Genomic DNA, 13978 nt, shown 5'->3' with positions numbered 1-13978 from the left:
AGGTCGTTCCCCCCGCTGCCCGGATGGATGCGAGGATGACGACGTGTCGAGCAACCTCTGGTTCTGGATCATCCTGGTAGTCGTCGTACTGCTGGCGATCGCGCTGGTCACCGGCCTGACCGTGGCGCGCAGGCGGCGGATCAACCTGCGCGAGTCCGAGCGCGTCGAGCGGGAGACGAAGCCGAGAGGCGGGAGCTACCAGGCGGGCGGCGGGATAGCGCTGGCGCCCGGTGGCGAGGAAGCACCACCGCACCCCGCGGGCGAGCGGACCGAGGTCGACGGGCAGCCGGGAGTCGGCGATGACGCGTCGGTGCCGCGTGACGCGCCGCGGCGCGGCATTGTGGACGTCAAGCTGCCGCCCGAGGCTCCTGAGGAGCCGGTCGCGCGGGAGGAGATCGCGCCGGCGGCCGGGCGGATGGAGCGGCTGCGCGGGCGGCTGTCGAAGTCGCGGTCGATGTTCGGGCAGAGCCTGCTGGGCCTGCTCGGGGCGGGTGACCTGGACGAGGACTCGTGGCAGGACGTCGAGGACACGCTGCTGGTCGCGGACCTGGGCGCGGCGACGACGACGGAGATCGTGGACCGGCTGCGGTCGGAGATCTCGACGCGCGGTGTCCGGACGCCGGAGGAGGCGCGGACGCTGCTGCGCGAGGTGCTGACCGACGCGCTGCGGACGGAGGCGCCGCGGGCGGTGCGGGCGCTGCCGCACACGGTGGACGGGCAGAAGCAGCCCGCGGTGGTGCTGGTCGCGGGTGTGAACGGCACCGGCAAGACCACCACGACGGGCAAGCTCGCGCGCGTGCTCGTGGCGCAGGAGAGCCAGGTCGTGCTGGGCGCGGCGGACACGTTCCGCGCGGCGGCGGCCGACCAGCTGCAGACGTGGGCCGAGCGCGTGGGCGCGGAGGTCGTGCGGGGCAAGGAGGGCGCGGACCCGGCAGCGGTCGCGTTCGACGCGGTCAAGCGGGGCGTGGAGGCCGGCGTGGACGCCGTGCTGATCGACACCGCCGGGCGGCTGCACACCAAGACCGGCCTGATGGACGAGCTGGGCAAGGTCAAGCGGGTGGTCGAGAAGCAGGCCAAGGTGGACGAGGTGCTGCTGGTCCTCGACGCCACGACGGGGCAGAACGGTCTCGCGCAGGCGCGCGTGTTCCGGGAGGTCATCGACGTCACCGGCATCGTGCTGACCAAACTGGATGGCACCGCCAAGGGTGGCATCGTGTTCCAGGTCCAGCGGGAGCTCGGGGTCCCGGTGAAGCTGGTCGGCCTGGGCGAAGGCCCGGACGACCTGGCGCCCTTCGAACCGGAGGCGTTCGTGGACGCGCTGCTGGGCTGAATGAGCCGGGAAGAAGCCCGCCCCGGCCGGGTGGGCGGTTTCCGCCGGGCCGGGGGCACCCTGTTCGCCGCGCTGTACGGGCAGCTGCTGCCCCACCCGGGGAACAACCCGGACCCGGACCGCGACGTCTACATCCGGTTCCACGACAGGGCGCTGGCCATGGGGTGGCTCGACGACGGGGTGGCGGGCCTGTGGGGTATGAACGACGCCGGGCGGGAGCACCCGCTCGCCGTTCCCGGCTCGTCGCTGGTCGCGTGGTTCCAGGTGGGCGTCGAGCCGGTTCCCGGCGACCGGCCGCTGCCCGTGCAGCCGTTCCTCCGCTGCGCCGGCGACGTGCTGGCGCGCCTCGGCGACCTGCGGCTGTGGACGGTGCAGGTGCTGTTGCCCGTGCAGGCGCTGGACACCGCGGCCCGGCCCGAAGCCGCCCGGATGCCGTCGCTGCGCACCGCCGCCTGGTTCGATGACGGTGGTCCCCGGTCCGGTACACCCGTACTGGTGACCCTCGACGGGAGGCAGTCGCCCGCGCGGTTGCGCGAGGAGATGGACCGGCTGGACCAGGACGTGTTCGTGTGCGAGCCCTCGGTGGACCCAGGGCCGCCGCCGGCGCCACCCCTGCCCGACCACCTCTGGCGGCCCGGGCACCGCGTGACGTTCGGCGGCACGCTCGCCGAATGGTCGCTCGACGCGATCGGCTGGCTGGGCGGTTTCCTCGCCGACCTGAGCGCTCGGCGGGGAGTCGGCACCCCGCTCCTGCTCACCGTGAGCCGGCGCGAAAGCTAGGCGCTCAGGTCCTCGCTCGACAGGTGCGCCGACAGGGTCTCCGCCACGCGCTGGACCGCCGGGGCGATGCGGGACACCGCCTCCTTCGTCAGGCGGCCCTCCGGGCCCGACACCGACACCGCGGCGGGTGCCGGGGTGCCCGTGAGCGGCGCCGCCACGCAGCGGACGCCCAGTTCCTGCTCGCTTTCGTCCACGGCGTAACCCTGACGGGCGATCGTGGCGAGGTGGCGCAGCAGCTCCTCGGGGTCGGTCACAGTGTGCTCGGTGTACGACGGCATCCCCGTCCGGTCCAGCAGCGCCCGCACGTCGTCCGGCGGCAGCTGCGACAGGATCGCCTTGCCGACGCCCGTGCCGTGCGGCAGCACCCGGCGCCCGACCTCGGTGAACATCCGCATCGAGTGCTTCGACGGCACCTGCGCCACGTACACCACCTCGTCGCGCTCCAGCACCGCCAGGTTCGCCGTCTCGCCGACCTCGTCCACCAGCTCCGCGAGCAGCGGCCGCGCCCACGTGCCGAACTGCATACTCGCGTTCTCACCCAACCGGATGAGCCGGGCCCCCAGCGCGTACCGGCGGTTGGTGTTCTGCCGCACGTACCCCAGCGCCACGAGGGTGCGGATCAGCCGGTGGATGGTCGGCATCGGCAGGCCCGACGTCGCCGCCAGCTCGGACAGGCTGGCCTCGCCGCCCGTGTCCGCCAGCCGTTCCAGCAGCTCGAAGGCGCGGCGCAGCGACTGGACGCCGCCGTCCCGGCCCGTCTTCTCCTCGGCCACCCGCTCTCCTCACGTTGAGCTTCCGCTATGCAGAAACTATAGTCCGAGATGTAGAAACCGTACGTCTGTCTTTTGGAGTGTTGCCGCATGTCTGAAGCCCAGGTGCTCGGCGGGTCCGTCGAGCGAGGCGACGAGATCCTGACGCCGGAGGCGCTGGAGTTCCTGGCCGGCTTGCACGACAACTTCGCCGCCCGGCGCGACGAGCTGCTCGCCGCCCGCGTGCAGCGCCGCGAGGAGGCGAAGCGGACCGGACGGCTGGACTTCCTGCCGGAGACCAAGGAGATCCGCGAGGGCGACTGGCAGGTCGCCGTCGCGCCGCCCGCGCTGCAGGACCGGCGCGTGGAGATCACCGGCCCCACCGACCGCAAGATGACCATCAACGCGCTGAACTCCGGTGCGAAGGTGTGGCTGGCCGACTTCGAGGACGCCAACACCCCGCACTGGCGCAACGTCATCGGTGGCCAGGTCAACCTGCGTGACGCGATCCGGGGCGACATCACGCTCGACAGCAATGGCAAGCACTACGAGCTGAGGAAGGACGCTCCGCTGGCCACCATCGTGGTTCGCCCGCGCGGGTGGCACCTCGACGAGCGGAACCTGACCTTCGGCGGCCGCAAGGGCGTCGGCGCGCTGGTCGACTTCGGGCTCTACTTCTTCCACAACGTGCGCGCGCTGCTGGCGAACGACAAGGGCCCGTACTTCTACCTGCCGAAGATGGAGAGCCACCTCGAAGCGAGGCTGTGGAACGACGTGTTCACCTACGCGGAGAAGGAGCTGGGCATCGAGCACGGCACCATCCGCGCCACCGTGCTGATCGAGACCATTCCGGCCGCGTTCGAGATGGAGGAGATCCTCTACGAGCTGCGTGAGCACGCCTCGGGTCTCAACGCCGGCCGCTGGGACTACCTGTTCAGCATCATCAAGTACTTCCGTGACGCGGGCGAGAAGTTCGTGCTGCCGGACCGCAACAGCGTCACCATGACCGCGCCGTTCATGCGCGCCTACACCGAGCTGCTGGTGCGCACGTGCCACAAGCGCGGTGCGTTCGCGATCGGCGGCATGGCCGCGTTCATCCCGAGCAAGGACCCGGAGGTCAACGAGAACGCCTCCAAGAAGGTCCACGCCGACAAGGCCCGCGAGGCCAACGACGGCTTCGACGGTTCGTGGGTCGCGCACCCGGGCATGGTCGACCTGTGCCGCGAGGAGTTCGACAAGGTCCTCGGCGACAAGCCGAACCAGCTCGACCGCAAGCGCGAGGACGTGCACGTCACGGCCGACGACCTGTTGAACGTCGCCGCCACCGAGGGCTCGGCCACCGAGGCCGGGCTGCGCGGCGCGGTCGACGTGGGGGTGCGCTACATCGCCTCGTGGCTGGGCGGCAACGGCGCGGCGGGCATCCACAACCTGATGGAGGACGCCGCGACCGCCGAGATCTCCCGCTCGCAGGTGTGGCAGTGGGTGCAGAACGGCATCACGCTCGACAACGGCGAGAAGGTCACGCGCGAGCTGGTGCGCGGGGTGCTCGACGACGTGCGCAAGGAGCTGGACGGCCAGGTGCCCGCCGAGCTGCTCACCCCGGCGGTGGAGCTGTTCGAGGAGGTCGCGCTCGCGGAGCAGTACGTCGACTTCCTGACGCTGTCGGCCTACGAGCGGATTTCCTGACGTGGCGGGCCGGCTCCCCGACGGGGTGTACGCGGCGGCGGACGCGCGGTTGTCCGAAGTGGACGCTCGCGTCGCGGCGCTGTACCCGGGGGAGCCGGCCGGCCGTCAGCCGGTGCACACGGTGTACGTGCCGGCGCACCGGTACGGGCCCGGCCTGCTGGACGACTGGGGCGCGCGGGCGCGGGCGATCTTCGCCGAACGCGGCCCCGAGCTGGGCTTGGCCCCGGAAATCGGGTCGCGGGTGGAGCGCAAGCTCGCGGCGGAGCCGATCGAGGACCTGCGGATCGACTTCGAGGACGGCTACGGCAACCCCGGTGACGAGGCCGAGGACGCGGCGGCTGTGTCGTGCGGGCGTGTTCTCGCTGCTGGTGAGGCACCCCCCTTTGTCGGTATCCGGTTCAAGAGCTTCGAGCGGGCGACCCGGCGGCGGGGGATCCGCACGCTGGACCTGTTCCTCGGTGCCCTGCTGGACGGCGGTGACCTGCCGCCGGGGTTCGTGGTGACGCTGCCGAAGGTGACGGCGGTCGAGCAGGTCGCGGTGGCGGCGGAGGTCCTCGGCGCGCTGGAGAAGGCGTACGGGCTGGCCGAGCGTTCGCTGCGGTTCGAGGTACAGATCGAGACCTCGCAGTCCATTGTGGATGCTTCCGGCGCGGTGGCCGTACCGCGGATCATCCAGGCCGCCGACGGACGGTGCAGCGGGCTGCACTACGGCACGTACGACTACAGCGCGGGGCTGGGCATCGCGGCGGCGTACCAGAGCATGGAGCACCCCGCGGCGGACTTCGCGAAGGCGTTCATGCAGGTCAGCGCCGCGGGAACGGGGGTGCGCCTCTCGGACGGCTCCACCAACCGGCTGCCGGTGGGGGAGTCGGTGATCGAGGGCTGGCGCGAGCACCTCCGCCTCGTGCGGCGGTCACTGGAGCGCGGTTTCTACCAGGGCTGGGACCTGCACCCGCACCAGCTGCCGACCCGCTTCGCCGCGACGTACGCGTTCTTCCGCGAGGGCTTTCCCGCAGCGGCGGCGCGCCTGCGGGACTACGCGTCGCAAGTGGACAGTGGCGTGCTGGACGAACCCGCGACGGCCCAGGCACTGGCGACGTTCCTCTGCCGCGGCCTCGACTGCGGAGCGCTGGACGAGGTGGAGCTGCCGCTGCCTCGGCCGCGGCTGGAGGCTTACGCGCGACGGGCGGCGTGAGGCTCGGCGCCCGGTCTGCCGGCGCGCCCCCGGCGGCCGGAGCGGCGGCGTGGACGGGAAGGCGGGCGCAGCCGGTCTTCCGCCCGCACCGGAACCGCATACGGGCGCTTGCCCTCACGGGCGAACAGCACCACCATCGGCCGGTCCTCACCGCCCACCCACCCCCGCCGCTGCTCGTCGCCCGCGAAGCGGGACGGCCGCCGGACCGACAGCACTCCGCCCAGCTCGACGTGGCTGCGGTCGGCGTAGGTCACGAAGATCCGCCCGATCTCGTCGACCACGACCGAGGCGGGATGCCAGCCGGTGCGCCGCACCGCGCAGTACCGCCGGAACCAGCCCACCGTGGCCGCCCCCGCGATTAGGGTGCCGGTCAGCCCGGCCAGTAGCGGCACGAAGCCAAGCCACAGCTGGAAGTCGCTGAGGTTCTCGGCCTCGGCGGTACGGACCCGGCCGGGGTCGGCGGGGTCGTAGATGACCGTGACCGTGTCGCCCACCTCGAACGGGTGCTCGTCGAGCCGGATTTTCGCTGTGCGAAGCGTGCCGCCCGCCGGGTAGAGCACGTAGATCGCCCCGTCGCCCTTGGACTGCGAATACTCGCCGATCACCGTGGCGGTGACCCTCGTTCCGTGGTCGAGCAGGTTCTGCGAGTCGCGCGTGACCCGTTCGGTCGAGAACCAGCCGAAGAGCAGCACCAAGAGGAAGAGCCCGGTGATCCCGGTGTTGCGCAGGGCCACCAGTGCGATGCGCTTCGACTGCGGAAGCGCAGTGGGATCCCCGGGACCGGAGGGCAGCCACCTCGCCGGCTCCAGTACCGGCCGGCCGGCGGCCCAGGCCGTCGCGACCGTCCGGCTCCGCGCGCGTGCCTGCCGGTGCCAGTAGCGGGCCTGTCTGCCGAGGAACACGGCGGGCACCGCGAAGAGCACGAACAACACGACGCTGCCGGCGAAGAAGTCCCTGTCGGACGACGAGAGGCTGCCATCGAGTACCCCGGTGATCACCCCTCCGACGAGCACGCACAGGGCGCCCAGGCAGAGCAGACACGCACCCAGGTACCGGTTCCTGGCGCGCCGGTGTCTTCGTACGTCGCCGTCGTCACTCGGATCCACAGCTCGAAGTTAGCACCGTTTTCACGCCTGTAGCGCCAGGTAGACGTCCACCTGCGTGGGGAAGTCGTTGAGGTCCAGGCCGAGCAGTTCGGACGCGCGGGCGATGCGGTAACGCAGCGTGTTGACGTGCACGTGCAGGGCCTTCGCGGCGGCGGTCGGGGAGCTGGAGCACTCCAGGAACACCCGCACGGTCCGCACGAGGTCCGTGCCCTGCGCCGCGTCGTAGGCCAGCAGGTCGCCGAGCACGCGGGCCCGCACCGAGCGGCGCAGCTCGTCCGGGGCGCCTGCCACCAGCAGCCGGTGCACGGCGATGTCCTCGCCCGCCACCACGCCGAGCGGGTCGGGGCGGCGGGATGCGACCTCCGCCGCCTGCCGGGCCTCCTGCGCCGCGCCACGTAGTCCGTCCACAGTGGCCGGACCGCCGATCCCCACGGACACCCGCGGCAGGCCGACAAGGTGATCCACAATGGACAATCCGTGGCGAGCCATGGTGGCCCAGTCGGAGGGCCAGCGCTCGTCCGCGTCCACCACGGCGCACGCGTCCTCGCCGAGGAAACCCGTCGAGGCGGACAGGTCCGCGACGAGCTCCGCCAGCAGTTCGGCCGCCAGGTCGTCCGGCGTGCGCACCAGGACCACCCGCACCGACTCCGCGCGGCCGGTGGCGGCGAAGGCGGCCGCGAGGTCACCGGAACCGCCGCCGAGCGCGGTGAACAGCGGCTCGGCCGCACGGTCGGCGGTCCGGCGGACCTGCTCGGCGCGGGCACGGGCGAGGCCGACCAGCCCCGCCAGCTCGTCGGCCAGGTCGCCGGTCTCGGGCGAGCCCACCGCGAGGATCCACGGCAGCCGGAACCGGCCGCGCACGGGCAGCAACGTGTACCGCTCGTGGACAGTGCGCTCCCGCTCAGGGTTGAGCCACTCGGCCGACGGCGCGTCCGGAGCGGTACCGGCGACGACTCGCCCGGTGGCCGACAGCACCCAGCACGGCGCGCCCAGCTCCCGTGCGCCCTGGTGCAGCAGCACCGGCAGGGACGCCTCCGCGGTGGTCAGCAAACGTTTGCGCGCGCCGCTCGGCTCGCGCCCCCGGTCGGCGGCGAGTGCGAGCACGACACGCTCGGTGACCACCGCGAACGACAGGTCCGACGGCACTTCGAGCAGCGGGATCCGGTGCTGGGCGCACGCGCGCACGACGTCGTCGGGAATGCCCTCGGTGTCCGCGCCCGAGGCCGCCAGCGCCGCGACCCCGGCCCGCGCCAGGGCGGCGACGAAGGGCTCGGCGTCACCCGGCTGCCGCCACCACAGCAGGCCCGTGAGCACCACCTCGCCCGCGGACACGTACCGGCTGGGATCGGGCAGCTCGGTGACGTAGATGCGGCTGATCTCCCGCCCGAGCAGCGCGGAGCCCGTCCGCAGCCGCAGCCGCAGCTCCGGGATCTCCAGCAGGGTCCTCACCAAGGTCATGACCGGCCGATCCTAGATTGCGCGCCGCCGCGGCGGCGGGGAAAGTGAGCGTGGGGAGAAGCGGAAGGAGCAGGGGATGGACGTCGCCGAGCAGATCAACGCCGTCAGCCGGAAGGTGGGGGACCGGTCGGTGGTGCTGCGGCGCGGCTTCGTGGCGGAGATCGAGGACCTGTGGGGCGCGCTCACCGACCCCGAACGGCTGGGCCAGTGGTTCCTGCCGGTCAGCGGGGACCTCGAACTGGGCGGACGCTACCAGCTGGAGGGCAACGCGAGCGGCGAGGTCCTGAGCTGCCGCCGCCCGGAGCTGCTGCGGGTGAGCTGGGAGTACGGGCAGGCGCCGCCGTCGGTGGTGGAGGTGCGGCTGCGGGGAGTCAAGGGCGGCACGTTCCTCGAAGTGGAGCACTCGGGGCTCGACGACGAGGCGCAGTGGGACCAGTTCGGGCCCGGCGCGGTGGGCGTGGGCTGGGACCTGACGCTGCTGGGGCTGGGGCTGCACGTCGCCGGGCTGAGCAACCCGGCGGGCTGGACCGAGTCCGACGAGGCACGGGAGTACTTCGTCGCCAGCAGCGAGGCGTGGGCGGCCGCGCACGAGGCGGCGGGCGAGGACCCGGAGCAGGCGGCCGCCGCGGCGGAGCGCACCGCGGCGGCCTACGCCCAGGTGCGGTAACACCCGCGTCATCCGCCTTGGAGGAAAGTACGAACGGTCACCCCTGACCAGGGCTTCGGTTCATACTTCCGCGCCGTTGCCGTGGCCGGGCTCACAGCGGTGTACTCGTCGGGTGGACTTCCTCCGACCGCGGACCCTCGCCGAGGCGCTCGCACTCAAGGCCGAGCGGCCCGATGCCGTGCCGCTCGCCGGCGGCACCGACGTGATGGTCGAGCTCAACTTCGACGCCCGCCGCCCGGCCGCACTGCTGGACCTGACCCGCGTCTCCGAGCTGGCGAACTGGTCCGCTGTGGACCGGACAGTCCGGCTCGGTGCCGCCGTGCCCTACACCCGGGTCATCGCCGAGCTGGGGACACAGCTGCCCGGGCTCGCGATGGCCGCCAGGACGGTCGGCTCGCCGCAGATCCGCAACCGCGGCACCGTCGGCGGCAACCTGGGCGCCGCCTCGCCCGCCGGGGACACGCACCCCGTCCTGCTGGTCACCGGCGCGCGCGTCGAGGCCGCCTCCGTCCGTGGCACGCGCCTGATCCCCGCCGAGGAGTTCTACCTCGGCGTGAAGCGCAACGCCCTCGCCGAGGACGAGCTGATCACCGCCGTGCACCTGCCCGTCCGGGCGGGCGCGCAGCAGTTCGCCAAGGTCGGCACGCGCAACGCCATGGTCATCGCGGTGTGCTCGTTCGCCGTCGCCATCGAGGGCAGGCAGGTGCGGGCCGCCATCGGTTCCGCCGCCCCGACTCCGCGCCGGGTGCCCGAGGCCGAGGAGTTCCTGGCCGCCGAGCTGCCCGAGAGCGGGCTGCTGCCGGACTCGCTCAAGCGCCGGTTCGGCGAGCTCGTCGCCGCGGCGGCCCAGCCCATCGACGACGTCCGCGGCACTGCCGCCTACCGCAAGCACGCCCTGTCCGTCCTGGCCCGCCGCACGCTGGGCTGGGCGTGGCAGGAGACTGTCGAAGGGAACCGGGCATGCGCGTGAACGTGACCGTCAACGGCGAGGCCAAACAGGCCGACGACGTGTGGGAGGGCGAGAGCCTGCTCTACGTCCTGCGCGAGCGGCTCGGCCTGCCGGGCTCGAAGAACGCCTGTGAGCAGGGCGAATGCGGATCGTGCACGGTGTACCTGGACGGGATGCCGGTGTGCTCGTGCCTGGTCGCGGCGGGGCAGGCGGAGGGGCGTGAGGTGCGCACGGTGGAGGGCCTCGCCGACGGCGAGCAGCTCGACCCCGTGCAGCAGTCCTTTGTGGACGCGGGCGCGGTGCAGTGCGGTTTCTGCACGCCGGGGCTCGTCGTCGCGGCACACGACCTGATCCAGCGCGTACCGGACCCGAGCGACGAGGAGATCCGCGAGGCGCTGGCCGGAAACCTGTGCCGCTGCACGGGGTACGAGAAGATCCTCGACGCGGTGCGGCTGGCGGCGAGCCGATGAGGACCGTCCTGCGGGGCGCCGCGATCGCGACCGTCGACGCCGAGGGCACCGAGTACCGCAGCGGGCACGTCGTCGTGGAGGACGAGCGGATCGTCGCCGTCGGCGAGGGGCCCGCCGAGGGCGACGTGACGATCGACGCCACCGGCTGCCTGGTCACGCCGGGCCTGGTGAACACCCACCACCACCTGTACCAGTGGGTCACTCGCGGTCTCGCCGCCGACTCGACGCTGTTCCAGTGGCTCGTCGAGCTGTACCCGGTGTGGGGGCGCCTCGACGCGCGCATCACCCACGCCGCCGCGAGCGCGGGGCTCGCCCGGCTGGCCCTGACCGGCTGCACGACCGTCGCCGACCACCACTACGTCTTCCCGCGCGAGGGCGGCGACCAGGTGCAGGCGCTGGTCGAGGCGACGCACCGGGTCGGCGTGCGGGCGCACCTCGTGCGGGGCTCGATGGACCGCGGCGTTTCGCAGGGCGGCCTGCCGCCGGACAACCTCGTCGAGGACACCGAGGAAGCCCTGCGCGGCACGGAGGAGGCCATCGACCGGTACCACGACCGGTCGCCGGACGCGCGCGTCCGCGTCGCCGTCGGACCGTGCTCGCCGTTCTCGGTGAGCGAAAAGCTGATGCTCGGCGCGGCGGAACTGGCGCGCCGCAAGGGAGTCCGGCTGCACACGCACCTCGCCGAGACCCTCGACGAGGAAGCCCAGTGCCAGGCGGAGAACGGCTGCACCCCGGCCGAGTACGCCGACAAGCTGGGCTGGCTCGGCGGGGACGTCTGGCTGGCGCACACCGTGCACCTCGCGCCGACCGCGGTCCGCCGGTTCGGCGCGACTCGCACCGGTTCGGCGCACTGCCCGACCTCCAACGGACGCCTCGGCACCGGCATCGCGCCGGTGCGGGACCTGCTCGACGCCGGCGCGCCCGTCGGGCTCGGCGTCGACGGCGCGGCGTCCAACGAGTCGGGCGGGCTCGGCGAGGAGCTGCACCAGGCGTTGCTGCAGGCCCGCCAGCGCGGCGGCCCGACCGCGCTGACCGTCCGGGACGCGCTGCGCCTGGGCACGATCGGCGGCGCGCGCTGCCTCGGGCGCGAGGAGGAGATCGGCTCGCTCGAACCCGGCAAGCTCGCCGACCTGGCGGTGTGGGACCTCAGCGGCCTGCTCTACGCGGGCATCGAGGATCCGGTCGCGGCGCTGGTGCTCGGCGCGACCCCGCCGGTGAAGCTGCTGATGGTCGGCGGGCGGACCGTCGTGGCCGACGGGCACCTGCGCACCGCCGACGAGACCACGCTGGCCGCGGAACTGACCGCGGCCGCCAGGAGGTTGCGATGACGACCACCGAACAGACCACCGCGAGCGGGATCGGCAGCAGCCCGCGCCGCCCGGACGGCATCGTCAAGGTGCGGGGCGAGTTCGCCTACTCCTCGGACCTGTGGCACGAGGACATGCTGTGGGGCGCGACGCTGCGCAGCCCGCACCCGTACGCGCGGATCACCGGCATCGACCTCACCGAAGCCCTTGCGGTGCCGGGAGTCCAGGCCGTGTTGACGCACGAGGACGTGCCCGGCGTGAACCGGTACGGCCTCGACCACCCCGACCAGCCCGTGCTGGCCGTCGACGTCGTGCGGTACCAGGGCGAACCGGTCGCGCTCGTCGCGGCCGACCACCCGGAGACCGCCCGCCGGGCGATGAAGCGGATCAAGGTCTCCTACGAGGTGCTCGAACCCGTCACCGACGCCGAGAAAGCGGTTTCCGGTGAGGCGCCGGAGCTGCACCCGGGCGGGAACGTCGTGCGCTACGTGCCGATCCGGCACGGGAACCCGGACGCGCGGGCCGAGGTCGTGGTCACCGGGACGTACGAGGTCGGGATGCAGGACCAGGCGTTCCTCGGGCCCGAGTCGGGGCTCGCGGTGCCGGCCGAGGACGGCGGGATCGACCTGTACGTGGCCACCCAGTGGCTGCACGTCGACCAGCGGCAGGTCGTCGCGGCGCTCGGGCTGCCCGAGGAGAAGGTGCGGCTGACGCTCGCCGGGGTCGGCGGCGCGTTCGGCGGCCGCGAGGACCTGTCGATGCAGGTCCACGCGTGCCTGCTCGCGCTGCACACGGGCAAGCCGATCAAGATGGTCTACAACCGCGAGGAGTCGTTCTACGGGCACGTCCACCGGCATCCGGCGACGCTGCACTACGAGCACGGCGCCGACCGCGACGGCAGGCTCGTCTACGTCAAGGCGCGGATCTTCCTCGACGGCGGTGCGTACGCGTCCTCGACGCCCGCCGTGGTCGGGAACGCCGCGACGCTCGGCGTCGGCCCGTACGAGGTCGACAACGTGCAGATCGACTGCTGGGGCACGTACACGAACAACCCGCCGTGCGGTGCCATGCGCGGTTTCGGCGCGGTGCAGGCGGCGTTCGCGTACGAGTCGCAAATGGACAAACTCGCCGAGGCGTGCGGCCTGGATCCCGTCGAGGTGCGCGTCCGCAACGCGATGCACGAGGGCTCGGTGCTGCCCACGGGGCAGGTGGTGGACTCCGCCGCGCCCGTGGTGGAGCTGCTGCGGCGGCTGGCCGCGAAGCCGTTGCCGTCCGAGCCCGCGGGGGAGCGGGACCTGCGGACCCTGCCCGGCGGGGTGTCGAACACGACGCACGGCGAAGGCGTCGTGCGCGGGGTCGGTTATGCGGTCGGGCTCAAGAACATCTGCTTCTCCGAGGGCTTCGACGACTACTCCACCGCCCGGGTGCGCCTGGAGGTCGTGGGCGGTGAGGCGGCCGCGACGGTGCAGACCGCCGCGTGCGAGGTCGGGCAGGGGCTGGTCACCGTGCTCCAGCAGATCGCGCGCACGGAACTGGGCGTCGAGCAGGTGACGATCCTGCCGATGGACACGTCGATCGGCAGCGCGGGCTCGACCTCGGCGTCCCGCCAGACCTACGTCACCGGAGGCGCGGTGCGTGCCGCGTGCCTGGCCGTGCGGCAGGCGTTGTTCGCGCGGGTCGAGCACCCGTCCGCGAACCTGAGTCTGGTCGGCGGCAAGCTGGTGTCCACTCAGGACGGTGTGCTCGCGGACCTGGTGGACGTGCTCGGCGACACGACCATCGACGAGACCGTGGAGTGGCGGCACCGGCCCACCGAGACGCTCGACCCGGAGACCGGCGCCGGGAACGCCCACGTGCAGTACGGTTTCGCGGCGCACCGGGCGGTGGTGGACGTGGACGTGGAGCTGGGCCTGGTCAAGGTGGTCGCGCTCGACTGCGCCCAGGACGTCGGCAAGGCGCTCAACCCGCAGGCGGTGCTCGGCCAGATCCACGGCGGCTCCGCGCAGGGGCTCGGGCTCGCCGTGATGGAGGAGATCCAGACGCGTGACGGGAAGATCCGGAACCCGTCGTTCACCGACTACCTGATCCCGACCGTGCTCGACATGCCGCCGATGTCCGTCGACGTGCTCGAACTGGCCGACCCGCACGCGCCGTACGGACTGCGCGGGGTGGGCGAACCCCCGACGATCTCGTCCACCCCGGCGATCGTCGCGGCGATCCGGGCCGCCACCGGGAAGGCGCTGAACCGCGTTCCCGTCCGGCCCGAGCACATCGTCTAGCC

At 72.7% G+C, this 13978-nt stretch carries 12 protein-coding genes; 9 read left to right on the top strand and 3 right to left on the bottom strand.

Features of this window, described 5'->3' with window-relative positions:
* Positions 1-43: 43 nt before the first annotated feature.
* Positions 44-1330: a signal recognition particle-docking protein FtsY gene (gene ftsY, locus FHX82_RS14990; RefSeq protein ID WP_145938142.1), complete on the top strand. Its 1287-nt coding sequence runs from the start codon at positions 44-46 to the stop codon at positions 1328-1330.
* Positions 1331-2110, top strand: coding sequence for a hypothetical protein (locus FHX82_RS14985; protein WP_145938143.1), 780 nt, complete (start codon positions 1331-1333; stop codon positions 2108-2110).
* Here FHX82_RS14985 and FHX82_RS14980 read toward each other — a convergent pair.
* Positions 2107-2883, bottom strand: coding sequence for an IclR family transcriptional regulator (locus tag FHX82_RS14980; RefSeq protein WP_145938144.1), 777 nt, complete (start codon positions 2881-2883; stop codon positions 2107-2109). The two genes, FHX82_RS14985 and FHX82_RS14980, sit on opposite strands and share 4 nt — an antisense overlap.
* A gap of 87 nt (positions 2884-2970) precedes the next feature.
* On the opposite strand from FHX82_RS14980, the gene aceB reads away from it, so the two are divergent.
* Both aceB and FHX82_RS14970 read left to right on the top strand, forming a co-directional pair.
* The gene (aceB, locus tag FHX82_RS14975; RefSeq protein ID WP_145938145.1) at positions 2971-4545 is read left to right on the top strand and encodes a malate synthase A; all 1575 of its coding nucleotides are present in this window, start codon (positions 2971-2973) and stop codon (positions 4543-4545) included.
* A 1-nt stretch (position 4546) separates the two neighbouring features.
* On the top strand, positions 4547-5740 hold the full coding sequence (locus tag FHX82_RS14970; protein ID WP_145938146.1) for a DUF6986 family protein: 1194 nt from the start codon (positions 4547-4549) through the stop codon (positions 5738-5740).
* Here FHX82_RS14970 and FHX82_RS14965 read toward each other — a convergent pair.
* Positions 5719-6846 (bottom strand): DUF3592 domain-containing protein, encoded by a 1128-nt coding sequence (locus FHX82_RS14965; RefSeq protein ID WP_183176633.1) that lies wholly within the window; start codon positions 6844-6846, stop codon positions 5719-5721. The two genes, FHX82_RS14970 and FHX82_RS14965, sit on opposite strands and share 22 nt — an antisense overlap.
* A gap of 21 nt (positions 6847-6867) precedes the next feature.
* Positions 6868-8304 (bottom strand): PucR family transcriptional regulator, encoded by a 1437-nt coding sequence (locus tag FHX82_RS14960; RefSeq protein ID WP_145938396.1) that lies wholly within the window; start codon positions 8302-8304, stop codon positions 6868-6870.
* A 76-nt stretch (positions 8305-8380) separates the two neighbouring features.
* Here FHX82_RS14960 and FHX82_RS14955 point away from each other — a divergent pair, with 76 nt between their 5' ends.
* From FHX82_RS14955 to pucD, 5 genes are all read left to right on the top strand, one after another.
* Positions 8381-8971 carry an SRPBCC family protein gene (locus tag FHX82_RS14955; RefSeq protein ID WP_145938397.1) on the top strand — a complete coding sequence of 197 codons (591 nt, stop codon included), beginning with the start codon at positions 8381-8383 and terminating at the stop codon, positions 8969-8971.
* A 112-nt stretch (positions 8972-9083) separates the two neighbouring features.
* The gene (locus tag FHX82_RS14950) at positions 9084-9941 is read left to right on the top strand and encodes an FAD binding domain-containing protein (RefSeq protein ID WP_145938398.1); all 858 of its coding nucleotides are present in this window, start codon (positions 9084-9086) and stop codon (positions 9939-9941) included.
* On the top strand, positions 9932-10390 hold the full coding sequence (locus FHX82_RS14945) for a (2Fe-2S)-binding protein (RefSeq protein ID WP_145938399.1): 459 nt from the start codon (positions 9932-9934) through the stop codon (positions 10388-10390). The genes FHX82_RS14950 and FHX82_RS14945 overlap by 10 nt, the downstream gene beginning before the upstream one ends.
* Complete coding sequence (locus tag FHX82_RS14940; RefSeq protein WP_145938400.1) at positions 10387-11718, top strand: 8-oxoguanine deaminase; 1332 nt, start codon at positions 10387-10389, stop codon at positions 11716-11718. The genes FHX82_RS14945 and FHX82_RS14940 overlap by 4 nt, the downstream gene beginning before the upstream one ends.
* A complete protein-coding gene (pucD, locus tag FHX82_RS14935) occupies positions 11715-13976 on the top strand; it encodes a xanthine dehydrogenase subunit D (RefSeq protein WP_145938401.1) in 2262 nt (753 codons plus the stop codon). The genes FHX82_RS14940 and pucD overlap by 4 nt, the downstream gene beginning before the upstream one ends.
* Positions 13977-13978: the final 2 nt, after the last annotated feature.

The organism is Amycolatopsis bartoniae (genome assembly GCF_014191255.1).
Lineage (GTDB): Bacteria > Actinomycetota > Actinomycetes > Mycobacteriales > Pseudonocardiaceae > Amycolatopsis_E > Amycolatopsis_E bartoniae.
This window is presented reverse-complemented; position numbering and strand designations above follow the sequence as displayed.

Coding starts and splice junctions, on each gene's coding strand:
- FHX82_RS14985 (WP_145938143.1), top strand. CDS start 1,331: ATGAGCCGGGAAGAAGCCCGCCCCGGCCGGGTGGGCGGTTTCCGCCGG.
- aceB (WP_145938145.1), top strand. CDS start 2,971: ATGTCTGAAGCCCAGGTGCTCGGCGGGTCCGTCGAGCGAGGCGACGAG.
- FHX82_RS14960 (WP_145938396.1), bottom strand. CDS start 8,304: ATGACCTTGGTGAGGACCCTGCTGGAGATCCCGGAGCTGCGGCTGCGG.
- FHX82_RS14955 (WP_145938397.1), top strand. CDS start 8,381: ATGGACGTCGCCGAGCAGATCAACGCCGTCAGCCGGAAGGTGGGGGAC.
- FHX82_RS14945 (WP_145938399.1), top strand. CDS start 9,932: ATGCGCGTGAACGTGACCGTCAACGGCGAGGCCAAACAGGCCGACGAC.
- FHX82_RS14940 (WP_145938400.1), top strand. CDS start 10,387: ATGAGGACCGTCCTGCGGGGCGCCGCGATCGCGACCGTCGACGCCGAG.
- pucD (WP_145938401.1), top strand. CDS start 11,715: ATGACGACCACCGAACAGACCACCGCGAGCGGGATCGGCAGCAGCCCG.